Annotated in this window: 25 protein-coding genes, 1 other RNA gene and 2 pseudogenes; 17 read left to right on the top strand and 11 right to left on the bottom strand. The window is 70.3% G+C overall.

Features of this window, described 5'->3' with window-relative positions:
- Positions 1–59 precede the first annotated feature (59 nt).
- The 3 genes from ispH to rnhA all read left to right on the top strand — a co-directional run bounded on the left by ispH (position 60) and on the right by rnhA (position 2,708).
- Complete coding sequence (gene ispH, locus DDF62_RS21670; protein WP_116491029.1) at positions 60–1,034, top strand: 4-hydroxy-3-methylbut-2-enyl diphosphate reductase; 975 nt, start codon at positions 60–62, stop codon at positions 1,032–1,034.
- Positions 1,035–1,287: 253 nt separating this feature from the next.
- Positions 1,288–2,247 carry a homoserine kinase gene (gene thrB / locus DDF62_RS21665; RefSeq protein ID WP_116491028.1) on the top strand — a complete coding sequence of 320 codons (960 nt, stop codon included), beginning with the start codon at positions 1,288–1,290 and terminating at the stop codon, positions 2,245–2,247.
- Positions 2,248–2,261: 14 nt separating this feature from the next.
- Positions 2,262–2,708, top strand: a complete 447-nt coding sequence (gene rnhA / locus DDF62_RS21660) for a ribonuclease HI (RefSeq protein ID WP_116491027.1) — start codon at positions 2,262–2,264, stop codon at positions 2,706–2,708.
- 7 nt (positions 2,709–2,715) lie between these two features.
- Here rnhA and DDF62_RS21655 read toward each other — a convergent pair whose 3' ends face one another.
- The gene (locus DDF62_RS21655; protein ID WP_116491026.1) at positions 2,716–3,096 is read right to left on the bottom strand and encodes a hypothetical protein; all 381 of its coding nucleotides are present in this window, start codon (positions 3,094–3,096) and stop codon (positions 2,716–2,718) included.
- 138 nt (positions 3,097–3,234) lie between these two features.
- Here DDF62_RS21655 and DDF62_RS21650 point away from each other — a divergent pair, with 138 nt between their 5' ends.
- Positions 3,235–3,651, top strand: a complete 417-nt coding sequence (locus DDF62_RS21650) for an MAPEG family protein (RefSeq protein WP_116491025.1) — start codon at positions 3,235–3,237, stop codon at positions 3,649–3,651.
- 55 nt (positions 3,652–3,706) lie between these two features.
- On the opposite strand, the gene nudC is transcribed toward DDF62_RS21650, so the two are convergent.
- Positions 3,707–4,651: an NAD(+) diphosphatase gene (gene nudC, locus DDF62_RS21645; RefSeq protein WP_116491024.1), complete on the bottom strand. Its 945-nt coding sequence runs from the start codon at positions 4,649–4,651 to the stop codon at positions 3,707–3,709.
- A 145-nt stretch (positions 4,652–4,796) separates the two neighbouring features.
- On the opposite strand from nudC, the gene ffs reads away from it, so the two are divergent.
- The 5 genes from ffs to recR all read left to right on the top strand — a co-directional run bounded on the left by ffs (position 4,797) and on the right by recR (position 8,256).
- Positions 4,797–4,895: signal recognition particle sRNA small type (ffs, locus tag DDF62_RS21640), an RNA gene on the top strand.
- An 82-nt stretch (positions 4,896–4,977) separates the two neighbouring features.
- The gene (locus DDF62_RS21635) at positions 4,978–6,825 is read left to right on the top strand and encodes a DNA polymerase III subunit gamma/tau (protein ID WP_116491023.1); all 1,848 of its coding nucleotides are present in this window, start codon (positions 4,978–4,980) and stop codon (positions 6,823–6,825) included.
- 158 nt (positions 6,826–6,983) lie between these two features.
- Complete coding sequence (locus DDF62_RS21630; RefSeq protein ID WP_116491022.1) at positions 6,984–7,313, top strand: YbaB/EbfC family nucleoid-associated protein; 330 nt, start codon at positions 6,984–6,986, stop codon at positions 7,311–7,313.
- Entirely contained in the window at positions 7,310–7,654 is a 345-nt protein-coding gene (locus DDF62_RS21625) for a CPCC family cysteine-rich protein (protein ID WP_341871582.1), read from the top strand. The genes DDF62_RS21630 and DDF62_RS21625 overlap by 4 nt, the downstream gene beginning before the upstream one ends.
- Positions 7,654–8,256 (top strand): recombination mediator RecR, encoded by a 603-nt coding sequence (recR, locus tag DDF62_RS21620; RefSeq protein WP_116491020.1) that lies wholly within the window; start codon positions 7,654–7,656, stop codon positions 8,254–8,256. The genes DDF62_RS21625 and recR overlap by 1 nt, the downstream gene beginning before the upstream one ends.
- A gap of 45 nt (positions 8,257–8,301) precedes the next feature.
- Here recR and DDF62_RS21615 read toward each other — a convergent pair whose 3' ends face one another.
- The 4 genes from DDF62_RS21615 to DDF62_RS21600 form a co-directional block, all read right to left on the bottom strand.
- Positions 8,302–9,279, bottom strand: a complete 978-nt coding sequence (locus DDF62_RS21615; RefSeq protein WP_116491019.1) for an NADPH:quinone oxidoreductase family protein — start codon at positions 9,277–9,279, stop codon at positions 8,302–8,304.
- 142 nt (positions 9,280–9,421) lie between these two features.
- On the bottom strand, positions 9,422–10,453 hold the full coding sequence (locus DDF62_RS21610) for an alpha/beta hydrolase (protein WP_116491018.1): 1,032 nt from the start codon (positions 10,451–10,453) through the stop codon (positions 9,422–9,424).
- Positions 10,454–10,583: 130 nt separating this feature from the next.
- A complete protein-coding gene (locus DDF62_RS21605) occupies positions 10,584–11,225 on the bottom strand; it encodes a TetR/AcrR family transcriptional regulator (RefSeq protein ID WP_101713963.1) in 642 nt (213 codons plus the stop codon).
- A gap of 230 nt (positions 11,226–11,455) precedes the next feature.
- Positions 11,456–11,761, bottom strand: a complete 306-nt coding sequence (locus tag DDF62_RS21600; RefSeq protein WP_116491017.1) for a hypothetical protein — start codon at positions 11,759–11,761, stop codon at positions 11,456–11,458.
- A gap of 97 nt (positions 11,762–11,858) precedes the next feature.
- On the opposite strand from DDF62_RS21600, the gene DDF62_RS21595 reads away from it, so the two are divergent.
- Positions 11,859–12,854, top strand: a complete 996-nt coding sequence (locus DDF62_RS21595; protein ID WP_116491016.1) for an alpha/beta hydrolase — start codon at positions 11,859–11,861, stop codon at positions 12,852–12,854.
- Positions 12,855–13,000: 146 nt separating this feature from the next.
- On the opposite strand, the gene proC is transcribed toward DDF62_RS21595, so the two are convergent.
- The 4 genes and pseudogenes from proC to DDF62_RS21575 all read right to left on the bottom strand — a co-directional run bounded on the left by proC (position 13,001) and on the right by DDF62_RS21575 (position 15,016).
- Entirely contained in the window at positions 13,001–13,783 is a 783-nt protein-coding gene (gene proC, locus DDF62_RS21590) for a pyrroline-5-carboxylate reductase (RefSeq protein WP_116491015.1), read from the bottom strand.
- A gap of 119 nt (positions 13,784–13,902) precedes the next feature.
- A pseudogene (locus tag DDF62_RS26780) lies at positions 13,903–14,076 on the bottom strand (TPM domain-containing protein); the annotation flags it as partial.
- A gap of 3 nt (positions 14,077–14,079) precedes the next feature.
- Positions 14,080–14,583, bottom strand: coding sequence for a type III secretion system chaperone family protein (locus DDF62_RS21580; protein ID WP_101718564.1), 504 nt, complete (start codon positions 14,581–14,583; stop codon positions 14,080–14,082).
- Positions 14,584–14,713: 130 nt separating this feature from the next.
- A complete protein-coding gene (locus DDF62_RS21575; RefSeq protein WP_116491014.1) occupies positions 14,714–15,016 on the bottom strand; it encodes an accessory factor UbiK family protein in 303 nt (100 codons plus the stop codon).
- Between the two features lie 116 nt (positions 15,017–15,132).
- Between DDF62_RS21575 and lgt the strand changes: the two genes are divergently transcribed.
- The 6 genes from lgt (at position 15,133) to DDF62_RS21545 (ending at position 21,375) form a co-directional block, all read left to right on the top strand.
- Positions 15,133–15,999, top strand: coding sequence for a prolipoprotein diacylglyceryl transferase (gene lgt / locus DDF62_RS21570; protein ID WP_116491013.1), 867 nt, complete (start codon positions 15,133–15,135; stop codon positions 15,997–15,999).
- Positions 15,996–17,183, top strand: coding sequence for a class I SAM-dependent methyltransferase (locus tag DDF62_RS21565; RefSeq protein WP_244286909.1), 1,188 nt, complete (start codon positions 15,996–15,998; stop codon positions 17,181–17,183). Before lgt ends, DDF62_RS21565 begins: the two co-directional genes overlap by 4 nt.
- Positions 17,180–17,965, top strand: a complete 786-nt coding sequence (pgeF, locus tag DDF62_RS21560; protein WP_116491012.1) for a peptidoglycan editing factor PgeF — start codon at positions 17,180–17,182, stop codon at positions 17,963–17,965. The genes DDF62_RS21565 and pgeF overlap by 4 nt, the downstream gene beginning before the upstream one ends.
- Positions 17,966–18,233: 268 nt before the next feature.
- Complete coding sequence (locus DDF62_RS21555; RefSeq protein WP_101713954.1) at positions 18,234–19,172, top strand: ribose-phosphate pyrophosphokinase; 939 nt, start codon at positions 18,234–18,236, stop codon at positions 19,170–19,172.
- A gap of 331 nt (positions 19,173–19,503) precedes the next feature.
- Positions 19,504–20,616: a hypothetical protein gene (locus tag DDF62_RS21550; protein WP_116491011.1), complete on the top strand. Its 1,113-nt coding sequence runs from the start codon at positions 19,504–19,506 to the stop codon at positions 20,614–20,616.
- 159 nt (positions 20,617–20,775) lie between these two features.
- Positions 20,776–21,375 carry a 50S ribosomal protein L25/general stress protein Ctc gene (locus tag DDF62_RS21545; protein ID WP_116491010.1) on the top strand — a complete coding sequence of 200 codons (600 nt, stop codon included), beginning with the start codon at positions 20,776–20,778 and terminating at the stop codon, positions 21,373–21,375.
- 77 nt (positions 21,376–21,452) lie between these two features.
- On the opposite strand, the pseudogene DDF62_RS26775 reads toward DDF62_RS21545, so the two are convergent.
- Positions 21,453–21,558, bottom strand: a pseudogene (locus DDF62_RS26775) (hypothetical protein); the annotation flags it as partial.
- 9 nt (positions 21,559–21,567) lie between these two features.
- On the opposite strand from DDF62_RS26775, the gene pth reads away from it, so the two are divergent.
- Positions 21,568–22,179, top strand: coding sequence for an aminoacyl-tRNA hydrolase (pth, locus tag DDF62_RS21540; protein ID WP_116491009.1), 612 nt, complete (start codon positions 21,568–21,570; stop codon positions 22,177–22,179).
- Positions 22,180–22,454 lie beyond the last annotated feature (275 nt).

The following is a 22,454-nucleotide window of genomic DNA, read 5'->3' as shown; positions in this document are numbered from 1 at the left end:
CAAAACGCCATGCGCGGCACGTCTGGCGCATGGACGCGCGAACGCTTAGGTTCCGCGCCATGACCACGCCCGCCCCGATCCATCCCCCGGTCCGCCCGAAGCTCCGCCTGTTCCTGGCCAGCCCGCGCGGCTTCTGCGCCGGGGTCGACCGGGCCATCCAGATCGTCGAGCGGGCCATCGAGAAGTTCGGCGCGCCGGTCTATGTGCGCCACGAGATCGTCCACAACCGCCACGTGGTCGATCGGCTCAAAGCCCTGGGCGCGATCTTCATCGAGGAGCTGAACGAAGCCCCCGACGACCGCCCGGTGGTGTTCTCGGCCCACGGCGTGCCGAAATCGGTGCCGGCCGAGGCCAAGTCGCGGCAGATGATCTATCTCGACGCCACCTGCCCGCTGGTCTCCAAGGTGCACGTCGAGGCCCAGAAGCACTTCGACAACGGCCGCGAGATCGTGCTGATCGGCCACGCCGGCCACCCCGAGGTCGTCGGCACCATGGGCCAGCTGCCCGAGGGCACGGTGGCCCTGATCGAGGACATCGACGACGCGCGGACCTGGCAGCCCAAGGACGCCTCGAACGTGGCCTTCCTGACCCAGACCACCCTGTCGGTCGACGACACCGCCGACATCGTGGCCATGCTCAAGGAGCGCTTCCCGGGCATCGCCGCGCCGCACAAGGAAGACATCTGCTACGCCACCACCAACCGCCAGGACGCGGTGAAGATGCTGGCCGAGGCCTCCGACCTCATTCTGGTGGTCGGCTCGCGCAATTCGTCCAACTCGGTGCGCCTGAAGGAAGTGGGCCTGAAGGCCGGGGCCAAGGCCGCCTACCTGATCGACGACGCCTCGGGCCTGGACTGGAGCTGGTTCGACGGCGTTTCGACCATCGGCCTGACGGCCGGCGCCTCCGCCCCTGAAGACCTGGTGCAGGGCGTCATCGACGCCATCAGCGGCCACTTCGACATCGAGATCGAAGAACTGGTCGAGGCGCGTGAAACGGTGACGTTCAAGCTGCCCCGGCTGCTGACGACGGCTTAGAAATCCCCTCTCTCTGAGAGAGAGGGAGGGGCCCGCCGCGAAGCGGTGGGAGGGTGAGAGGTTTCACCCTTGGCCCAATTTTCCCTGCGTGCTCCGCCGCATGGGGCAGGCCGAACCTCTGCGCCTGGTTGTGCGAGACTGTAACCTCTCACCCTCCCACGCCTTCGGCGCGGGCCCCTCCCTCTCTCGATGAGAGAGGGTTTCTAGGGCCGCCCCGCTTGACCGCCAGCGCGCGGCGCCGCATCCCGCGACCATGGCCGTCTACACCGACATCACCGACCAAGAGCTCGAAGCCTTCCTGGCCGAGTACGACCTGGGCGCCCCGCTGGCGTTCAAGGGCATCGCCGAGGGCGTGGAGAACTCCAACTTCCTGCTGGAGACGGAGACGGGCCGCTACATCCTGACGGTCTACGAGCGCCGCGCTCGCCCTGAGGACCTGCCCTATTTCCTCGACCTCCTGGGCTGGCTGGCCGATCGCGGCTACCCGTCCGCGCGGCCGGTTCCCGACAAGGCGGGCAAGACCCTCAAGACCCTGCGCGGCAAGCCGGCCGCCATCGTCGGGTTCATGCCGGGCCTGTCGGTGCGCAAGCCCAGCCCCGCCCACTGCCGCGAGGCCGGCGAAGGCCTGGCCTGGCTGCACCTGGCCGGCGAAGGCTATGCCGGCCGCCGCGCCAATGATCTTGGCCAGCCGCACTGGGCCCCGCTGTTCTCCAGGCACCGCCAGGCCGCCGAGGACCTGAAGCCGGGCCTGGCCGCGACGATCGACAAGGACCTGGCCGAGATGGCCCTGGCCTGGCCGCGCAATCTGCCCACGGGCACGATCCACGCCGACTACTTCCCCGACAACGTCTTCTTCAGGACCGACGGCAAGTTCGCGGCGACCATCGACTTCTACTTCGCCTGCGACGACGCCTACGCCTACGACGTGGCCGTGACCCTGAACGCGTGGTGCTTCGAGGCCGACGGCAGCTTCAACGTCACCGCAGCCCAGGCCCTGGTCGCGGGCTACGAGCGCCGCCGCCCCCTGAGCCCGGCCGAGCGCGACGCCCTGCCGATGCTGGCGCGCGGCGCGGCCATGCGCTTCTTCCTGACCCGCCTGGCCGACTGGAACGCCACGCCGGCCGGCGCCCTGGTGCGTCCGAAGGACCCGTTGGAATACGAGCGCAAGCTGGCCGTCCACCGCGAGGGCCTGTCGCTGTTCGGGCGCGTTTAAGTGAGGATTGGGTCGTGACCCCGAAGCTGATCATCTACACCGACGGCGCCTGCCGCGGTAATCCCGGCCCCGGCGGCTGGGGCGCGGTGCTGATGTACGGCGAAAAGCGCAAGGAGATCTGCGGCGGCGAGCTGGCGACGACCAACAACCGCATGGAGCTGATGGGCGCGATCATGGCCCTGGAGGCGCTGAACCGCCCGACCAAGGCCGAGCTGCACACCGACAGCCAGTACGTGATGAAGGGCGTCACCCAGTGGATCCATGGCTGGAAGGCCAAGGGCTGGAAGACCGCCGACAAGAGCCCGGTGAAGAACGTCGACCTGTGGCAGCGCCTGGATGCGGCGCGCCTGCGCCACGAGGTCGACTGGCGCTGGGTCAAGGGTCACGCCGGCCACGAGCACAACGAACGCGCCGACGAACTGGCCCGCCGCGGCATGGAAGAGACGCTGAAGAAGCGCTGACCAGGCCCTACCTGTTGCGCTTGTCCCACTCGTCGCGGGCGAACTTGTAGATGCAGCTCTCGGCCATCGCGTTCCTGAGTTCGGGCGGCGCGGTGTCGAAGGCCCTTCGGGTCTGGACCCCAAGAACGTGCTGCTCGGCCGGCGTCTTGCCTTCGCTCGCCGCCGTCGCCTCGGCCGAGCGGGCGGCGTCGACACCCACCCGCTTCCAGACCGCGTCGATGCTTTCGAGCTGGGCCAGTTCCGCGGGGTCCTTCCTGGCCGCGCGCTTGAGCGTCCGCATGTCCTTGACCGCCTGCTGGGCGACGCCGACGCAGGCGATCGAACCGGCGAAGTCCGGCGGCTCGTCCTGCCCGCCCAGGGCCGCGACGAAAGCGAAGGCGATCAACATCGGTCTCTCCATCAGGGGCTGCAAGCCTAGCCTTGCGGCCGCCGCCGCGCCACGACGCCGTCCCCAGGGGCAGGCTTCAAATATCCGCGCTCGCCCAATAGCCTGGCTTCATGACAATCGCCTGGGGAGGCAAGACCGATGAACACGATGATCGCGCCGGTGCTGGCGCTGGTGAGCTGGTCGCTGGTGATGTGGGCGTGGATGTACGCCCAGCGGCTGCCGGCGATGACCAAGGCCGGGATCAAGCCGCAGGACGCCCGCTTTCCCGGCGCGCTGGACGTGCTGCCCGACGCCGCCCGCCAGGCGGCCCACAACTACAACCACCTGATGGAGCAGCCGACGATCTTCTACGCGGCGGCCCTGACGATCTTCGTCGCCGGCCACGGCGACGGGACGGCCGTGGCGCTGGCCTGGACCTATGTCGCCCTGCGGATCGTGCACAGCCTGGTGCAGGCGAGCGTCAACATCGTGATGGCGCGGTTCCTGGCGTTTGGCCTGTCGACGCTGGTGCTGGTGGCGCTGGTGGCGCGGGAGTGGGTGAGGCTGGCGGGGTGAGGGACGCAAACCTGAGCCCTCTCTCTTCGAGAGAGAGAGGGCTCGGGAGGCCTGCTCACCCCTCGCTCTCGCACCAGGTCTTGATCAGCTGGTGCGCGATGGCCAGGGTCGGGGGCGCGAAGGCGTCGTCGATCTCGCCGCGGATCAGGGCTTTCGCCTCGTCCTTGTCGAACCAGCGGACGGCTTCCAGTTCGGTCTGGTCGGGGGCGGCCTGGTCGCTGTCGACCTCGGCGATCATGCCCATCATCAGCGAAGCGGGGAACGGCCAGGGCTGGCTGGAGTGGTAGCGGACCTTGGTGGCGACCAGGCCGGCCTCTTCCTTCAGCTCGCGGGCGCAGGCCTCCTCGATGGTCTCGCCAGGCTCGACGAAGCCGGCCAGGGCCGAGAACATGCCGGCGGGCCAGGCCGCCTGGCGGCCCAGCAGGCACTTGCCGCCGTGCACGGCCAGCATGATCGCCACCGGGTCGGTGCGCGGGAAGTGCTCGGCGTGGCAGGACGGGCAGATGCGCTTCCAGCCGCCGTCGGCGATGTCGCTCTTGTTGCCGCAGTTGGCGCAGAACGGGTGCTTGCGCCGCCATTCGAACATCGACTTGGCGGTGGCCAGGATGCCGGCGTCGGGCGCGGGCAGGGTCGCGGCCGCGCCGCGCAGGTCCTCGAACCGGCCAAGCCCCTGGAGCGCGCCCTCGGACGGATCGGCCGCGCCCTCCAGGTCGACGGCGAAGACGGCGATGTCCTTCCACAGGCCCATGAACAGCAGGCGCTCGTCGGTGCCGGCCAGTTCCCTGGCCATGTCGGCGCGCAGGTAGGCGATCTGGACGCCGGTCGGCTCTTCATCGGCTGAAGGCGAGTCCTCGATCAGGACCTTGCCGTTCCACACGGCCACGGCCAGGGACTGGGGGTCCTCCAGCTTCTCGGCGATCCAGCTGGCGTCGCCTCGGCGCTCGCCGGCGCGGTCCAGCGGGTTGCCCGCGAAGATGTTGACGATCTCGGAAAGCGGCATGGCTGATTCTGTAGAGGCTGACCGCCGAAAGTGTAAGGGGTTTTGACGCTCGGCGCCCGCCCAGCGACGGGTCGCGGCGAAGAGTCGTCATGACGCGGAGCGCTTGGCGCTTGCATATCGCGCGATGAGTCGCGATATACCCCCTCGGAGATCGGCGACGGACGATGGCCTCGCCAACCTGGTCAGGGCCGGAAGGCAGCAGCCACAACGAGATCACCCTCGGGTCGCCCGCCGGTCTCCACCTTGCCCCGAAAATCCGTCAGCATCCGCGCCAGCAAGCGCGCGCGAGCCTTTTGCCGCGACCGCCGACGCTCTAGACTGCGCCCATGGCCGACCACGACCTCACGCCCGATTCCGCTCCGCCCTGGGACGAGCCCGCGTTCGATCGCGAGGAAGCGCCCGAGCGAGACGAGAACACGGCCGACATCTTCGGCGAGGCGCCGGCGCCCGCGCCCATGGCGGCCCCGATCGCGGCCAAGCCCCTGCCCGAGCCCGAACCGGAAGAGGCCGGCGCGGCCTATACCGTGCTGGCCCGCAAGTACCGCCCGCGCACCTTCGAGGACCTGATCGGCCAGGAGGCCATGGTCCGCACCCTGGCCAACGCCTTCTCGACCGGCCGCATCGCCCACGCCTTCATGCTCACCGGCGTTCGCGGGGTCGGCAAGACCACCACCGCCCGCCTGCTGGCCCGGGCCCTGAACTACGAGAGCGACACCGTCCACGGCCCGTCGGTCGACCTTTCCACCGAAGGCCGCCACTGCCGGGCCATCATCGAGGGCCGGCACATGGACGTGCTGGAGCTCGACGCCGCCAGCCGCACCAAGGTCGACGAGATGCGCGAGCTGCTGGACGGGGTGCGCTACGCCCCGGTCGAGGCGCGCTACAAGGTCTACATCATCGACGAAGTGCACATGCTGTCGACGGCCGCGTTCAACGCGCTGCTGAAGACGCTGGAAGAGCCGCCGCCGCACGCCAAGTTCATCTTCGCCACCACCGAGATCCGAAAAGTTCCGGTGACGATCCTGTCGCGCACCCAGCGCTTCGACCTGCGCCGGATCGAGCCGGACGTGCTGGCCAGGCACTTCGACCGCATCTCGCAGCGCGAAGGCGCCAGGATCGATCCCGACGCCCTGGCCCTGATCGCCCGCGCGGCCGAGGGCTCGGCCCGTGACGGCCTTTCGCTGCTCGACCAGGCCATCGTCCAGACCGAGCGCGGCCAGACGGTCACCGCCGCCGTCGTGCGCGACATGCTGGGCCTGGCCGACCGCAGCCAGACCATCGCTCTCTTCGAACAGGTGATGAGCGGCAAGCCGGGCGAGGCCCTGACCACCTTCCGCCAGCTGTGGGGCTTCGGCGCCGACCCGGTGGTGGTGATGCTCGACCTCCTGGACCACAGCCACGCCGCCTCGGTGGCCAAGGCGCTGGGCCCGGAGGCCCTGTCGATGCCCAAGGAGCAGGCCGCGCGCCTGACCTCGGTCGGCGCCCAGACCAGCGCCGGGACCATGGCGCGCCTGTGGCAGATGCTGCTCAAGGCCCATGACGAGGTGCGCCGCGCGCCCGACGCCATGGCCGCCGCCGAGATGGCGATCATCCGCCTGTGCTACGCCGCCGACCTGCCGGGTCCGGAGGATGCGCTGAAGGTCCTGCGCGACGGCGGCAATCCGGGTGGTCCGGGCGGCGGCGTCGCAGTCGGAGGCGGCGCGGCGCCGGGCGGAGCGGTCTCGGCCGCGCCGCGCGCCATGGCCGCCGTCGGCGCCGCCCCGGCCGCCCCCGTGCTGGCCTCGTTCGACGACGTGCTGAAGCTGATCGCCGAAAAGCGCGACATCGGGCTGAGGCTAGACGTCGAGCAATATGTCCGCCCGATCAGCTTCCGCCCCGGCGCCATCACCTTCGAGGCCGCCCCCGGCGCGCCGGGGAACCTGGCCGGCCGCCTGGTCCGCGCGCTGAAGGAATGGACCGGCCAGCCCTGGCTGATCGCCGCCGAGGGCGGCGGCGGGGCCGAAAGCCTGATGGAACGCCAGAAGCGCGAGGAGCGCGAAGCCCTGGCCGCCATCAAGTCCGACCCGTTCGTGGCCTCGGTGCTGTCGGCCTTCCCGGGCACCGAGATCGTCGAGATCCGCAAGGTCCTGGCCCCCGAACCCGCGCCGATCGAGCCGGACGAGGCCGAGGATTGATTTCCCCCTTCCCCCTTGATGGGGGAAGGGCCGGGGATGGGGGTGACACGGCTTTTCAGGATGCGGCCCGGCCGCGCCCGAACCCGCCGGCGCTTCCACCCCCACCCCTGCCCCTCCCCCATCAAGGGGGAGGGAAAGAACCTTTCGAGGAGCAGACCATGAAAGACCTCAGCGGCCTGATGAAGCAGGCCCAGGCCATGCAGCAGAAGCTGGCCGACGCCCAATCCCGCCTCGCCGAGGTCCTGATCGAAGGCACCGCCGGCGGCGGCATGGTCACCGTCACCCTGTCGGGCGGCGGCGACCTGAAGAAGGTCGTGCTGGACGACAGCCTGATCGAGCCGGGCGAGGGCGAGGTGATCTCCGACCTGATCGTCGCCGCCCACGCCGACGCCAAGAAGAAGCTGGAAGCCAAGCAGGCCCAGATGATGCAGGAAGCCGCCGGCCCGATGGCCGGCCTGATGGGCGGCATGCCCGGGATGAAGTTCTGATCTGGGCCCGGCGGACCATTGCCTGCGCCTGCTGCGGCTACGTGGGCCTGGCCGGACGGGGAGACTACGAGATCTGCCGGATCTGCTTCTGGGAAGACGATCCGTTTCAGTTCGCCGATCCGACCTCCGGCGGTGGCGCCAACCCGCCATCGCTGGTCGAGGCGCAACGGTCGTACGCTGAGCACGGCGTCAGCGAGTTGCGCTTCGCCTCGAACGTCCGAAAGGTCCGCTGGACCGACCGCAAGGACCGCGCATGGCGGCCGTTCGAGGACGGCGACCATGTATCGACGGGTACGCTCGCCGAGTTCGACGGGGTCCCCTACTGGATGAGAAACCGCTGATGGCCGCCTCCGCCGGACCCGAGATCGAGCGCCTGATCGCCCTGCTGTCGAAGCTGCCGGGCCTTGGGCCGCGCTCGGGCCGGCGGGCGGCGCTGGCCCTGCTGAAGAAGCGGGACGCGCTGCTGGCGCCTCTGGCCGCGGCCATGGCCGACGCCCAGGCCAAGGTGAAGACCTGCTCCACCTGCGGCTCGCTGGACACCACCGACCCCTGCGCCGTGTGCAGCGACGGCTCGCGCGACGTGCGCCTGCTGTGCGTGGTCGAGGAGGTCGGCTCGGTGTGGGCCATGGAGCGCGGCGGCTCGTTCAAGGGTCGCTACCACGTGCTGGGCGGCCTGCTGTCGGCGCTGGATGGCGTGGGTCCCGAGACCCTGCGGGTCGGCGAACTGCTGGCGCGGGCCTCCAGCGGCGAGGTGGCCGAGGTGATCCTGGCCCTGCCGGCCACGGTCGACGGCCAGACCACCGCCCACTACCTCGCCGATCGCCTCGCCAACACCAATGTGCCGGTGACCATGCTGGCGCGGGGCGTTCCCGTCGGCGGCGACCTCGACTGGCTCGACGACGGCACGATCGCCCAGGCGCTGCGGGCGAGACGGCCGGCCTGATAGTCCCCCTCCCTCTGGGAGAGGGTCTTAAGGGGCTGAGAGGTTTCAAAAAATGACCACCGCCTTGCCGATCACCCGCCGTTGCGCCAAGAGCTCGAACGCCTCGCGCCAGCGCTCCAGCGGAAGCTCGGCGTGGACGTGCGGGCGGACCGTTCCGGCCTCGGCCATGGTCCAGACGGCGACCTGGTCTTCGGCGCCCCTGTCGGGGAACTGGCGGCCGTACTCGCCGGCCCGCACGCCCATCACCGAGATCCCCTTGATCAGCGGGATATTGGCAGAAACGGTCGGGATCCGCCCCGAGGCGAAGCCGACAACCAGCAGCCGCCCGTCGAAGGCCAGGCACCGCAGGCTCTCGTCGAACACCTCGCCGCCCACGGGGTCATAGACCACGTCGACGCCGCGCCCGCCGGTGATCTCCTTCACCCGGTCGCGGAAGCCGCCGGTGACGTTGACGACAGCGTCAGGCGCATAGAGCCGCGAGACCTCCGCCAGCTTGTCGTCGGACGCCGAGGCGGCGATCACCTTCGCGCCCATGGCCTTGGCCAGATCCACCGCCGCCAGGCCAACCCCGCCGGCCGCGCCGTGCACCAGCACCCACTCGCCGGGCTGAAGGTTCGCCCGCCGCGCCAGCGCCACCCGCGCGGTGAGATAGGCCGCGCCATAGGAGGCCGCCTCGGCGAACGACAGCCGCGCGGGCTTGGGCTTCAGCGCCCGAGCGGGCACGGCGATATATTGCGCGAAGGCCCCGGTGCGCGCGCCGCCGACCACCGCCGCGCCGATCTCCAGACCCGTGACGCCCTCGCCCAGGGCCGCCGCCTCGCCGGCGAAGTCGAGGCCCGGCGTGAACGGCAGGTCCGGCTTCAGCTGGTACTCGCCGCGGGTCATCAGCAGGTCGGGGAAGTTGACGCTGGCCGCCCTGATGCGGACCAGAACCTCGCCGGGCCCGGGCGTCGGGGTCGGAACGTCCCTCACCGCGCAGCCGGCGAAGTCGGGGGCAAGGCGCTCGACGACCAATGCTTTCATGCCCCCTTCCCCCTTGATGGGGGAAGGGCCGGGGATGGGGGTGACCACAGCGGCTCAGCCCCGCCCCACGCCAAACGGACGGAGCAGCGGACAGGCCGCTCCACCCCCATCCCAACCCTTCCCCCATCCAGGGGGAAGGGCTTCACTTTTCGATCTCCGCCCGCACCAGCGCGGCGATCTCGCGGCAGGCGGCGTCGGCCGCCGGCACCGCGCCCGTGAACGCCGTGAAGCCATGCGCCAGGCTGTCGTAGCAGCGATAGGTGGTCGGCACGCCGGCCGCGATCAGCCGCTTGGCGTAGGCCTCGCCCTGGTCGACCAGCGGGTCGAAGCCGGCGGTGATCACGATGGCCGGGGCCAGGCCCGTCAGGTCCTGCGTCTTGTCGGGCGACAGGCGCGGGTCGGCCGGATCGGCCTCGGGACCCATGTAGTGGCCCATGAACCACTCCATGATCGGGCGGCTCAGCGGATAGCTGTCGGCATAGACGCCCATCGACGGCGTTTCGCTGGCCACGTCGACGGCAGGGTAGATCAGCAGCTGGAAGGCCGGCTGGGCCTCGCCCGCGCGTTTGGCCTCCTGGGCCAGCACGGCGGCGAAGTTGCCGCCCATGCTGTCGCCGCCGATCGCGGCCTGCCCCGGCGCCGCGCCGAAGCGGGCGGCGTTGTCGCGGCCCCAGCGCCAGGCGGCCAGCACGTCGTCGAGCCCCGCCGGGAAGCGATGGTCCGGCGCCAGGCGATAATCGACCGACAGCACGGCCGTCCGGGCGACGCGCGCCAGGATCCCGCAGAAGGCGTGGCAGGTCTCCAGATCCCCGATCACCCCGCCGCCGAAGTGGGCGAAGACGATCAGCGGCGCGGAACTGTCCTGCTCGGCCGGGCGATAAGCGCGGATCGGGATCTGGCCGCCAGGGCCGTCTATCGTCAGGGTCTCGTTGCGCACCCCGACCTCGGGCGGGCCGGAGACGGCCAGCAGGCCCTTGGCGCTGCCCGCCCGCGCCTCCTGCGGCGACAGGGTGGTCATCGACGGCAGGCCCTTGGCCGCGTTGGCGAAGAACTGGAAGCGCGGGTCCAGGGTGCGTCCGCCGCGATAGACGACGCCCCCGCCGCTCAGCGCCCGCAGGATCGGGGTCGGCAGCGACAGGATCGTCTTGAGGACCAGCTTCTGGACGTCGGCCATTCGGGGGCTCTTTCTGGTTGGTTTCCGTGGGGCCGCCCTCGCCCTTCGACAGGCTCAGGGTGAGGGCTACAGGCAGGTCGGCGGCAGTAGAAACCTCATCCTGAGCCTGTCGAAGGAGGAGGTTTCGTTCTCACGGCCTGGGCAGCGCCGGCAGGCCGCCGAGGATCAGGCCGACGGCGAAGGCGGTGGCGCCCTGGGTGTCCATCGGCCGGCGCTCAAGCATCTTGTCGCCGACCTCGCGGGCCACGGCGATGCAGGCGGCGGTCAGGTAGTCGAGGTCCACGGGGGGAGCGTGGTCGCGCTCCAGCACCCGCTCGAAGGCCTCGCGCACCTCGGCGAAGACGGCGGTGACCTCGGGGGTGGCGCGCACCTGCGGATGGGTCTCGCCGGCCGGGCGGTTGACGCGCCAGGTCTCGTGCTCGGCGGCCAGGAAGTCGAAATAGGCCCGCATGGCCCCGCGCAGGAACGAGGCGAAGTCGGTCGCCTTCTCGAACTCCACGCGCAGCAACGGCCGAAAGCGCCGCGCCCCGTCGTCGGCGAGGGCGTCGAACACCTCCTCCTTGGACTTGTAGTAGTTGTAGAAGGTGCCCGAGGCGAGGCCGGTCAGGCGGATGATGTCGCGCACCGTGGCCCCGTCATAGCCCAGCTCGCCGAACACCTGCCGGGCCGCGTCGAGAATGGCCTGGCGGTTGGCGGTCTTGGTGCGCTCGCGCTTGCCCGGGCGATTGTCCTCGCGCGGCGGCATGGCGGGGAAATAGGCGATGTTCGACATCGAGGCGCGGCTCTTTTGTTGGGCGGCGTCAGTGACGCCCCGTCAGGATTTGAGCCTCGTTCCGGGCGCGGAGCAAGAGGAGATGCATCAAGATCCTCCCCCTCTGGGGGAGGTGTCGCCAAAGGCGACGGAGGGGGGTGTGGCTGATGAGACGGCCGACGCCCCGAAAGCTGAGAACGGCCCCCCCCTCCCGATCGCTTCGCGATCACCTCCCCCAGAGGGGGAGGATCTTATGGCCTAACGAACGTCGCCTTGCAGCGGGCGTCGCAGCGGGCCCATTCGGACGGGCAGCTGTCGTCGTCGGTGTTGGCGCGGCAGAAGTAGTAGGTCTTGGCGCACACGGCCTTGCAGGCGGCCGGATCGGCGCCGGGCCGGGGCGACTGCAGCGGGATCGGCGGCGGGATCACCGCCTGGGCGCTGGGGGCGGTCGTCGCCTCCGGCGCGGGAACCGACAGGGCGCGGCGCGCATGGGTCTGGGCCCCGGCCGACGAGGCCAGGGCGGCGACCAGCAGCAGGGCGGACAGGGCGCGACGCATGGCTTGGGAGTCTAGGGACTGATCCGCCGAAAAGAAACCGCGCCCGGACGTCGCGGACGCTCTCGACGAACGGCCCTGCGCCCCTACATTGAGACCCATGCTCAAGCACGCCGGACGCGCCCTTGCCGCCTTCACCCTGCTCTTCGTCTCCTTCGTCGCGACGGGCGGCGTGATGGCCGCTGTCGGACACAAGGCCCCGCGCGGGACCTTCGTCGACATCGGCGGCGGCCGCTCTCTGCGCATGGTCTGCGAAGGCGAGACCACCCACGCCGACCGACCGACCGTCTGGCTGGAGGCCGGGGCCTTCGGCTTCGCCGCCGACTGGGGCGCGACCCAGGACGCCCTGGCCGCCGCCGGCTGGCGCACCTGCGCCTACGACCGCGCCGGCATGGGCTATTCGCCCAAGGGTCCGGCCCCGCGCGACGGCCTGGCCATCGTGTCGGACTTCGAGAAGCTGGTCGCGGCCTCGGGCGAAAAAGGCCCCTACATCCTGGTCGGCCACTCGATGGCGGGCCTGCGCCTGCGCGAATACGCCGGCCGCAATCCGAGCCAGGTCGCCGGCCTCGTCCTGGTCGACGCCGCCACGCCCGAAGCGGCCAAGATCCGCCGCGCCCAGGGCTTCATCAAGTCGTTCGTCTTCATCTCGCGCGCGGCGGCGCTGGGCGCCTCGACCGGGCTCTACAAGCCGCTGGTCTATACGCGCCTGGGCGACAAGATCGGCCTGCCGCCGGACGCCAAGGCCGAAAAGCGCTGGGGCTTCGCCAACGGCCGCCACAACCGCACCTCGGCGCAGGAAGTCACCCTGTGGGCGCAGGCCTCAGACCAGGCCGCCGCCCAGCCGCAGTTCAAGCCCGAATGGCCGGTGGCCGTGGTCACCGCCGGCGCCCGCGTCGGCGATCGCGCCCAGTGGAAGGACATGCAGGCCGCCCCGGCCAAGGCCTCGCAGCACGGCTATGTCGACCACGTGGCCGGCGCCACCCACACCCGCCTGCTCGGCGGCGAGTTCGCTGACCACATCGTGCGGGCCGTGGAGTTCGTGGCGAAGGCGCGGGGGACCCAGCCCCAGGCGCTGGTCGACGTGACGGCGCCGTAAAGAAAGATGCTCCCCCTGAAGGGGGAGCTGTCGGCAAAGCCGACTGAGGGGGAAGGGGCTGCTGTCTTTGAGGCTGCACTGCCCTCATCAGACACTTCCCCCACCGGCCCTTCGGGCCACCTCCCCCTTCAGGGGGAGGATCTTTCTTACCCCCCCAGTTCTTCCGAGCGCTTCACCGCCGCCGCCAGGGCGCGCGGCAGGAGGTCGCCGAAGCCGCCCTCGCCCATCAGCACCGACAGGGCCGCGGCCGTGGTGCCGCCCGGCGAGGTGACCTGCTTGCGAAGCTCCGCGGGCTCCTCGCCGCCGGCCGCCAGCAGGGCCGAGGCGCCGGCGATGGTGGCGCGGGCGAGGCGCGCCGAGTCCTCGGGCGAGAGGCCCTGGGCGGCGCCGGCGGCCTCAAGCGCCTCGATGAAGGCGTAGAGATAGGCCGGGGCCGAGCCGGAGACGGCGGTGGCCGCGTGCATCAGCTGCTCGTCGGCCAGCTCGACCGTGGCGGCGACCGGGGCCAGCAGGGCCTTGGCCGCCTCCAGCGCCTCGGCGGTGTCGGCATAGAGGCTGGCCGCGCCCTGGCCGATGGCCACGGCGGTCGTCGGCATCACCCGCGCCACGCGCCGGCCGCCGAAGGCCTCGGAAATGTCGGCCGCGCGCACCCCGGCGGCGATCGAGACGATGATGGCGTCGCTGGCCAGGTGCGGGACCACGTCCTTGACCGCCTCGCGCCAGATCTGCGGCTTGACCGCCAGCAGCACCACCTTGGCGGCCGACAGCGCCTCGAGCGATGGATTGACCACCGCGCCGGGGAAGGCCTCGGCCGTCGCCGCCGGGTCGCGGACGATCAGGTCGGAGAGGGCGAACGCCCCGGTCTTGCGCCAGCCCTCGATCAGGGCCCCGCCCATGCGGCCCGCGCCGAGCAGAAGGATGGGGGTCATGGGCGAAGCTCCCGCGTGTCTGGTGTCGCAGGGCGCTTAGCGCGGCAGGGGGACGGCGTCACCTGTTTGGTGAGGCGGCGACCGTTTGGCGATTGTCGGGAGAGCTTGAGACGCCTGCTCCTCCCTCGCGAAGCGGGGGAGGTGGCGCGGCGCTATCAGCGCCGTGACGGAGGGGGCGAGTGACGAAGCGCCGAGCTTGAACTCGCCCCCTCCACCGCGGAGCCTGTCCTCGGGCGCGCGCTTCGCGCGACCCGGGGGTGGTCCCCCTCCCCCGTTTCACGGGGGAGGAACTGGCCTTAAGCCTGGCCGACCGTCTCGAACATGCAGGCGGCCATGGCCTCGTCCGGGGTCTTGGCGCCGTGCAGCAGGAAGTCGAAGGCCGGGTAGAAGCGGTCGGCGGCTTCCACCGCCGCGTCGATCATCGAGGCGGCCTGGGCCATGGTCGGGCGCTCGCCCGACGGCAGGGCCAGGGCGTGGCGGAACACCACCTCGCCGTCGTCGGTCCAGACCTCGAAGTGGCCCAGCCAGACGCGCTGGTTGATCATCGACAGCAGCTCGTAGGCGACCGGACGCTTGGTCTTGGACGCCCGCAGATCGAGCGAGAGGCACAGCTGCAGGCAGTCGGCCTCCGGACGCCAGGCGAACCAGAGCTCGTAATCCTTCCAGTCGCCGGTCAGGGCGAAGGCGAGATCGCCGTCCTCCGTCCGGTCGAAGGTCAGGTTTTCGGCGGCCAGCACGTGCTCGACCACCTCGAGGGGATCCAGCGCCAGCAGGACGTCGTCGTCGGGTTGGGTGTCCATCAGAACCTTTGGCCCCCGGGGGCGATGACGGGCGTGGGACCCGCCGGGTGTCGCCCACGAAAGGAGAGTCTAAGCTGCTTCGCGCGTTTGGCCACAACAGCGTTCACGCTTGGAGCGAGCGGTAAACGATTTATTCGCCCTTTTGCGCGGGTTTGTCGCCCTTCGGAGTCGCCTTCTTCGCGGCGGGCTTGGCGGCGGCCTTTTCAGGGGCTGCCTTTTCGGCCTTCAGGGCCGCGACCTCGGCCTGCAGGGCGGCCACCTGGGCCTTCAGGACCTCGAGATCGTCGCGACGCACCAGGTCCAGCTCGGCGGCCCAGCGGTCGGCCTGGGCGCGGAACGCCGTCTTGGCTTCGTCGCCGGCGGTCTGGGCGATGCCCATGGCGGCCTGGGTGAACTTGGCGAATTCGTCGAGGAAGGGGTTCTGGCTGTGCATCTTCGTTCCGGCCGGGCGCAAATCGCCCACAGTTCTTTATATGGTGCGCGGGGGATGAAAGCGAACGGGTAACCAGCTATCCCTGCGACCATCTGTCCCGAACGGAGCCGAACGGCGTGATCTTTCCGGAATTCGACCCCGTCCTCGTCCAGCTCGGCCCCTTCGCCATCCGCTGGTACGCCCTGGCCTATGTGGCCGGCATCCTGCTGGGCTGGCGCTACGCGGTGCGCCTGGTGAAGACCCCGCGCCTGTGGGGCGGCCGCGCGCCGACCGCCACGCCCGAGCAGATCGACGACCTGGTGCTGTGGATCACGCTCGGCATCATCCTGGGCGGACGCCTCGGCTACATCCTGTTCTACAGCCCGTCGACGATCTGGACCCGGCCGCTGGAGATCCTGCAGGTCTGGCACGGCGGCATGAGCTTCCACGGCGGCTTCCTGGGCGTGTGCCTGGCCATCATCCTGTTCGCCCGCAAGCACCGCATCGACCTGCTGAAGCTCGGCGACCTGGTGGCCCCGGTCGCGCCGCTGGGCCTGCTGTTCGGCCGCCTGGCCAATTTCGTCAACGGCGAGCTGTGGGGCCGCACCACCGACGTCCCCTGGGGCGTGGTGTTCTGCAACGACCGCATCCGCCAGCTGGAAGGCGGCGCCTGCGTCGCCGGCGAACTGCCCCGCCATCCCAGCCAGCTCTACGAAGCGGCGCTGGAGGGGGTGCTGCTGTTCCTGATCCTGCGTCTGGCCACCCACCGCTTCGGCTTCCTGCAGCGCCGGGGCGGGCTCGCGGGCCTGTTCATGCTCTGCTACGGCCTGTTCCGCGCCGCGCTTGAGAACGTGCGCCAGCCCGACGCCTTCATGCCCAACTTCCCGCTGGGCCTGACCATGGGGATGATGCTGTCGACCCCGATGCTGCTGGTCGGCGGCTGGCTGGTGTGGAAGGCGCTGAAGCAACCGGTCGCCCCCGCCTCGGAGCCGGTCCAGCCTTGAGCCTGAGAGAACCCGCCCTGCTGGGCCGCCTGAAGGCCCAGATCGCCCAGGACGGCCCGATCAGCGTCCCGGAATACTTCACCCGCTGCCTGCACGACCCGCGCGACGGCTACTACGCCAACCGTCCGGCGCTCGGTTCGGACGGCGACTTCGTCACCGCGCCGGGCGTCAGCCAGATGTTCGGCGAGCTGGTCGGCCTGTGGCTGATGGAGACCTGGGACCGCCTGGGCCGCCCCGCGCCGTTCCGCCTGGTCGAGATGGGCCCCGGCGACGGCACGCTGATGAGCGACATCCTGCGCGCCGCCCGCCTGCTGCCCGCCTTCCTGGAGGCCGCCGACCTGTGGCTGGTCGAGGTCTCGCCGGTGCTGCGCGCGGCGCAGGAAAAGACCCTGGCCGGCGCGAGCGTGCAGTGGGCTGGGCGGCTGGAAGAGGTTCCCGCCGGCGCGCCGCTGCTGCTGGTCGCCAACGAGCTCTTGGACTGCCTGCCCGCCCGCCAGTTCGTGAAGACGCAAGACGGCTGGGCCGAGCGGGTGGTGGGCCTGGGCGAGGACGGCGAGCTGGCGTTCGGGCTGCGCAAGCTAGGCCCTCCCCCCCTGGGGGAGGCGGCCCGCAGGGCCGGAGGGGGGGCGTTTTCAGCCGCCGCCGCGGCGGACGTTCTGCGGTCACTCCCCCCTCCGTCGACTTCGTCGACACCTCCCCCACAGGGGGAGGATCTTGCTGTCGGCGCCATCCTCGAGTCCTCGCCGGCCCAGGCGGCGCTGGGATCCGAGCTCGGTCATCGGCTGGCCCGCGACGGGGGGGCGGCGCTGCTGATCGACTACGGCCGCGCCACGAGCGAGCCCGGCGACACGCTGCAGGCGATCCGCGCCCACCGGAAGGAAGGCCCGCTGGACAATCCCGGCCAGGCCGACCTGACGGTCTGGGCGGACTTTCCGTCGGTGCTCGAGGCGGCCCGGCGGGCGGGGGCGAGCGCGCCGCCGGTGATCACCCAGGGCGACTTCCTGCGCGCCCTCGGGATCGAGGCCCGGGCCCAGGCCCTGGCCGCCGCGCGTCCCGATCGCGCCGAGGTCGTCGCAAGACAGCTTGATCGCCTGACCGGAGCGGCGCAGATGGGCGATCTCTTCAAGGTCGCGTGCCTGAGCGCGCCGGGGCTCAATCCCCCGCTCTTCGAGGACGAGGCATGACCAAAGCATCGCTCCCCACCGTCCAGTCTTCGCTGCTGGCGTCCGTGCCGGGCCTGCGCCACGCCTTCTTCACCCGCAACGGCGGCGTCTCGCAGGGGCTGTACGACAGCCTCAACGTCGGTCGCGGCAGCCAGGACGAGCCGGCCGACGTGATCGAGAACCGCGCCCGCGCCGCCCGCTGGTTCGGCGCGGCGCGCGAGGACCTCAACACCTGCTTCCAGATCCACTCGACGATCGCCATCGTCGCCGACGGCTCGTGGGGCGACGCCCGGCCGCAGGGCGACGCCGTGGTCAGCAAGACGCCCGGCGTGGTCTGCGGCGCGCTGCACGCCGACTGCGCGCCGGTGCTGATCGTCGATCCGGAGGCCCGTGTCGTGGCCGCCGCCCACGCCGGCTGGCGCGGGGCGCTGGACGGGGTGGTGCAGGCCGCCGTCGATTCCATGGTCGAGCTGGGCGGCCGCCCCGAACGGATGGTCGCCGCCGTCGGCCCCTGCATCGGCCCGGACTCGTACGAGGTGGGCCTGGAGTTCTTCGCCAAGTTCGAGGCCGACTGCCCCGGCTCCAAGCGGTTCTTCAAGCCCGGCAAGACCGACGAGAAGCGCTATTTCGACCTGCCCGCCTTCGTGCTCGACCGCATCGCCACCGCCGGCGTCGAGCAGCGCGAATGGGTCGGCCGTGACACCTGCGCCGAGGACGACCACTTCTTCTCCAACCGCCGCGCGGTGCTGAGCGGCCAGAAGGACTACGGCCGGCTGCTGTCGGCGATCATGCTGGAGGGGTAGGAAGAGATCCTCCCCCTGAAGGGGGAGGTGTCGGCGCAGCCGACGGAGGGGGAAGCGACTTGAAAGTCGGCCATCACCTCGAAAGCTGAAAACGCCCCCCTCCGGCCCTTCGGGCCACCTCCCCCACAGGGGGAGGATCTTAAAGCCGCCCTGCGGCCTCAACGACACGAAACGTTCACGAAGCGCAACCTGGGGCCATAAGCGGGTTGCCCCCGGGCGGATCGCTGCTAGAAGGCCCGGCAACGGCGACCCCCACCGAGAATCCAAAATGAAGCTGCTGTCCGGCAACTCCAACCGTCCGCTGGCCCAGGCCATCGCGGAGTACCTCGACATGCCGCTGACCCGCGCCCAGGTGCGCCGGTTCGCCGACCTCGAGGTGTTCGTCACCATCGATGAGAACGTCCGCGGCGAGGACGTGTTCGTCATCCAGTCGACGAGCTATCCGGCCAACGACAACCTGATGGAACTGCTGATCTGCATCGACGCGCTCAAGCGCGCCTCGGGCAAGCGGATCACCGCGGTGCTGCCCTACTTCGGCTACGCCCGCCAGGACCGCAAGACCGGCGGCCGCACCCCGATCTCGGCCAAGCTGGTGGCCAACCTGATCACCCGCTCGGGCGCCGACCGCGTGCTGACGATGGATCTGCACGCCGGCCAGATCCAGGGCTTCTTCGACATCCCGACCGACAACCTGCTGCCCTCGCGCCTGCTGGCCGACGACATCATCAAGAACTACCCGCTGGGCGACGACCTGATGGTCGTCTCGCCGGACGTCGGCGGCGTGGTGCGCGCCCGCGCCCTGGCCAAGCGCCTGGACGACGCCGACCTGGCCATCGTCGACAAGCGCCGCTCGGGCCCGGGCCAGTCGGAAGTGATGAACATCATCGGCGACGTGCAAGGCCGCCGCTGCATCCTGTTCGACGACATCGCCGACTCGGCCGGCACCCTGTGCAACGCCGCCCAGGCCCTGATCAACCACGGCGCCGTCTCGGTCAGCGCCTACGTCACCCACGGCGTGCTGTCGGGCGCGGCCGCCGAGCGCGTGGCCAATTCGGTGCTGACCGAGCTGGTGGTCACCGACTCCATCGAGGCCTCCGACACCACCAAGGCCTGCCCGAAGATCCGCTACGTCTCGTGCGCCCCGCTGATCGGCGAGGCCATCCGCCGCATCGCCAACGAAGAGTCGGTGTCGAAGCTGTTCGACTAAGGGACTTCTTGTTCCGACCAATCCCCGCGAAAGCGGGGACCCAGGTGTTTTATCGTCGAGCGCCACGCGTTTCAGAAAAAGCCTGGGTCCCCGCTTTCGCGGGGATTTTACGGTTGGGGGAGATCCGCACCCCGCCTCGCCGTTAACCCCCGGAACCGCGCCGCCACATCGGCGCCACATTTTCCGTCGGCGAAATATCCAACGGAATCCGCGCTCTCGCGGAAATCGCGACATAGTCCCGCTTGTCAAAGTCTGGTTAACGGACTGACTGTCACAATGTCGCCCGTCGGCGATGTTAAGCCGGCTCCAGTCATACGGGGATGTCGCCAGCATGCTTTTCAACCTGCGTCCGCACGCCGCCATCACGGCCGTAGCGCTCGCCGCGGCCTCGATCCTGGCCAGCTGCTCCACCCCGCCCGCCGCGCCGCCGCCGCCCATCGTCCAGGCTCCGCCGGCCCCGCCGCCCATCACCCTGTCGAGCAAAGTGGTCGAGCGCGCCAGCGCCTTCCGCGGCTACATGCAGCGCGCCGGCGCGATCGACGCCAACTTCCAGAACGGCGAGCAGATCCAGGCCTCGCTGAAGGTCGGCGTCGGCTACGAGCAGAAGCACTTCCTCAGCGGCGCCATGTCGTACGGCGCGGTCCTGGCCCTGCAGGACCCGACCTTCGTGGCCTCGGTGCGCGCCTTCGCCGCCGACCCGGCCCAGCGCCAGCAGGTGATCCACCAGCTGATCGCCGACCCGGCCTACGCCGTCGGCTTCAAGGGCTCCGACACCGCCGCGGCCCGCATCATCGACACCCTCGGCGCCGACGGCCTCAAGGTCTACCAGGCCGGCAAGAAGGTGAAGCAGTCGGCCTATGACGTGCAGCGCGTGGCCTGGTCCAAGGGCTTCGTCACCGACCGCGACGCCCGCCTAGCCTACGCCAAGAGCGCCTCGACCGTCCCGGCCCTGGCCGACACCGCCGACGTCGTCCAGTTGCAGCAGGCGACCCTGGTGACGGTCAACGCCCCGACGGCTCCGGCGCCGGCCGCGGCCAGCATCGACGCGGCCCTCAGCGCCGCGCCGGCCGGCCCGCGCTCGGCCCCGCCGCCCTACCGCCCGCTGGTGATCCGCAGCATGGCCGTGGCCGCCCTGGCCGCCCTCGGCGCGGCCGGCGACGAGAACATGGCCACCATCGACGCCATCATGGCCGAGCCCAGCAGCGCCTCGTGCCTGAACATGGCCAAGCTGAACCTCTACCAGTGCCTGGCCGTCTCCAAGCCGCACTACGAGGACATCTTCTGCCTGGGCCAGCACATCATGATCGACACCGGCGCCTGCGTCATCAAGGCCTCGGGCGCGCCGATGCCGGTCGAGCCCCTGCCGCCCCCGCCGCCGGAAAAGCCGACCGCCAAGAAGAAGACGACCGCCAAGCCGGCGGCCGTGAAGAAGAAGAAAGCCTGATCCAGCCTCCCCGGCTGACAGCGAGAGGGCCGCCGGATTGCACCGGCGGCCCTCTTCGTGTATTGGGCGCCCTCCTGAAAACGTCGACCGAGCGGGGCAATCCGGCCTTGTGCGGCGATTTCGCATTCCGAGGGCATGGGCCCTCCAGAGAGAACTGACATGGCCGATATCATCCTGAACGTCGAAATCCGCGAGCGCGCCGGCACCGGCGGCGCCCGTGAAACCCGCCGCGCCGGCCTCGTCCCGGGCGTCCTGTACGGCGGCGACAAGGACCCCGTGAACGTCGCGGTGAAGTCCAACGAATTCCGCAAGGCCCTCTACACCGGCAAGCTGCTCGGCCACCTGGTCACGCTGCAGCACGGCGAAGAGAAGCAGTCGGTCATCGCCAAGTCGGTGCAGTTCCACCCGGTCACCGACGAGCCGATCCACTTCGACCTGTTCCGCGTCGGCGAGCACCAGCTGATCAAGATCGAAGTGCCGGTGCACTTCAAGAACCACGAAACCTCGGTCGGCCTGAAGAAGGGCGGCTCGCTGGAAGTGATCCGTCACACCGTCGAGCTGGCCTGCCCGGCCGACCAGATCCCCGAAGAGCTGGTCATCGACCTGGCCTCGCACGACATCGGCGACACCATCCGCATCTCGGAAGTGAAGCTGCCGGAAGGCGTGAAGCCGGCCGTGGACCGCGACTTCGTGATCGCGACCCTGAAGGCCTCGGCCTCGGCCCAGTCGGACGCCGGCGACACCACGACCGAAGGCTGATCCAGGCTCGGTCTTCCGACCGAACTGATCTAGGAAGCGGGCGGGCCTTCGGGTCCGCCCGTTTTCGTTTGGGGGCTCCGCCCTCGCCCTTCGACAGGCTCAGGGTGAGGACTACTGGAAGGCCCGCTCGAAATCCTCATCCTGAGCTTGTCGAAGGACGAGGGTTTCGCTCCACCATTTCAGGACCGCGCCATGCTGATCCTTGCCGGCCTCGGCAACCCCGAGCCCAAGTACGAGAAGAACCGCCACAACGTCGGCTTCATGGCCGTGGACGCCATCGCGCGGAAGTGGGGCACGGCGCCCTGGCGCGCGCGCTTCCAGGGCCTGGCCTGTGAGGGGCAGGTCACGACGCCGGACGGCGTGGTCAAGCTGCTGCTGCTCAAGCCCAAGACCTACTACAACGAGGCTGGCCGCGCCGTGGGCGAGGCCATGAAGTTCTTCAAGCTGTCGCCGGCCGACGTCATTGTCTTCCACGACGAGATCGACATGGCGCCCGGCCGCTTCCGGATGAAGGCCGGCGGCGGGGCGGCGGGCAACAACGGCATCCGCTCGGTGACCAGCCAGATCGGCGACGCCTTCCGCCGAGGTCGGATTGGGGTGGGCCATCCCGGCGACAAGGCCATGGTCATGCACTACGTGCTGGGCGACTTCCACAAGGTCGAGCACCAGTGGCTGGACCCGCTGCTGGACGCGGTGACGGACGCCCTGCCCTTCGCCGCCGCCGGCGACGACGAGCGCTACCAGGCCGAGGTGCTGCGCCTGGCCCCCTCCCCCAAGGCCGACCCGAAGAAGCCGCGCGACTGAAAATCCCTCTCTCCGAGAGAGAGGGCGGGGCCCGCGCCAGAGGCGCGGGAGGGTGAGAGGTTTCACCGTCGGCCCAAGCTGGCGCCACGCGAATTGGTCAGTCCGCGCCAAGCTCTTGGGCACGCCGGATATCCCCTTTCGGAGCGGCCGCCGCTTCCCGCTTACGACCGAGGCTGTGTGAAAACTCGGCGGATCAGCTAGACTCCTGACGAGCAGTCGGGAGGTGCGCATGAGCCGCTTCGTTGAAGGTGTTGATCGCCGGCAGCCGACGCTTC

This window comes from Caulobacter radicis (assembly GCF_003094615.1).
Classification (GTDB): Bacteria; Pseudomonadota; Alphaproteobacteria; order Caulobacterales; family Caulobacteraceae; genus Caulobacter; species Caulobacter radicis.
Note: the sequence above shows the minus strand (reverse complement) of the source record. Positions and strands in the feature narration are given on the sequence as shown.

Excerpts from the sequence above, each read along its gene's own strand:
- DDF62_RS21595 (WP_116491016.1), top strand. The coding sequence starts at position 11,859 with ATGCTCAAGCACGCCGGACGCGCCCTTGCCGCCTTCACCCTGCTCTTC.
- DDF62_RS21575 (WP_116491014.1), bottom strand. The coding sequence starts at position 15,016 with ATGCACAGCCAGAACCCCTTCCTCGACGAATTCGCCAAGTTCACCCAG.
- recR (WP_116491020.1), top strand. The coding sequence starts at position 7,654 with ATGGCCGCCTCCGCCGGACCCGAGATCGAGCGCCTGATCGCCCTGCTG.
- ispH (WP_116491029.1), top strand. The coding sequence starts at position 60 with ATGACCACGCCCGCCCCGATCCATCCCCCGGTCCGCCCGAAGCTCCGC.
- DDF62_RS21580 (WP_101718564.1), bottom strand. The coding sequence starts at position 14,583 with ATGGACACCCAACCCGACGACGACGTCCTGCTGGCGCTGGATCCCCTC.
- DDF62_RS21650 (WP_116491025.1), top strand. The coding sequence starts at position 3,235 with ATGAACACGATGATCGCGCCGGTGCTGGCGCTGGTGAGCTGGTCGCTG.
- DDF62_RS21555 (WP_101713954.1), top strand. The coding sequence starts at position 18,234 with ATGAAGCTGCTGTCCGGCAACTCCAACCGTCCGCTGGCCCAGGCCATC.
- DDF62_RS21600 (WP_116491017.1), bottom strand. The coding sequence starts at position 11,761 with ATGCGTCGCGCCCTGTCCGCCCTGCTGCTGGTCGCCGCCCTGGCCTCG.
- thrB (WP_116491028.1), top strand. The coding sequence starts at position 1,288 with ATGGCCGTCTACACCGACATCACCGACCAAGAGCTCGAAGCCTTCCTG.
- proC (WP_116491015.1), bottom strand. The coding sequence starts at position 13,783 with ATGACCCCCATCCTTCTGCTCGGCGCGGGCCGCATGGGCGGGGCCCTG.
- DDF62_RS21615 (WP_116491019.1), bottom strand. The coding sequence starts at position 9,279 with ATGAAAGCATTGGTCGTCGAGCGCCTTGCCCCCGACTTCGCCGGCTGC.
- DDF62_RS21655 (WP_116491026.1), bottom strand. The coding sequence starts at position 3,096 with ATGTTGATCGCCTTCGCTTTCGTCGCGGCCCTGGGCGGGCAGGACGAG.
- DDF62_RS21630 (WP_116491022.1), top strand. The coding sequence starts at position 6,984 with ATGAAAGACCTCAGCGGCCTGATGAAGCAGGCCCAGGCCATGCAGCAG.
- DDF62_RS21550 (WP_116491011.1), top strand. The coding sequence starts at position 19,504 with ATGCTTTTCAACCTGCGTCCGCACGCCGCCATCACGGCCGTAGCGCTC.
- DDF62_RS21635 (WP_116491023.1), top strand. The coding sequence starts at position 4,978 with ATGGCCGACCACGACCTCACGCCCGATTCCGCTCCGCCCTGGGACGAG.
- pth (WP_116491009.1), top strand. The coding sequence starts at position 21,568 with ATGCTGATCCTTGCCGGCCTCGGCAACCCCGAGCCCAAGTACGAGAAG.
- pgeF (WP_116491012.1), top strand. The coding sequence starts at position 17,180 with ATGACCAAAGCATCGCTCCCCACCGTCCAGTCTTCGCTGCTGGCGTCC.
- DDF62_RS21605 (WP_101713963.1), bottom strand. The coding sequence starts at position 11,225 with ATGTCGAACATCGCCTATTTCCCCGCCATGCCGCCGCGCGAGGACAAT.
- DDF62_RS21545 (WP_116491010.1), top strand. The coding sequence starts at position 20,776 with ATGGCCGATATCATCCTGAACGTCGAAATCCGCGAGCGCGCCGGCACC.
- nudC (WP_116491024.1), bottom strand. The coding sequence starts at position 4,651 with ATGCCGCTTTCCGAGATCGTCAACATCTTCGCGGGCAACCCGCTGGAC.
- DDF62_RS21610 (WP_116491018.1), bottom strand. The coding sequence starts at position 10,453 with ATGGCCGACGTCCAGAAGCTGGTCCTCAAGACGATCCTGTCGCTGCCG.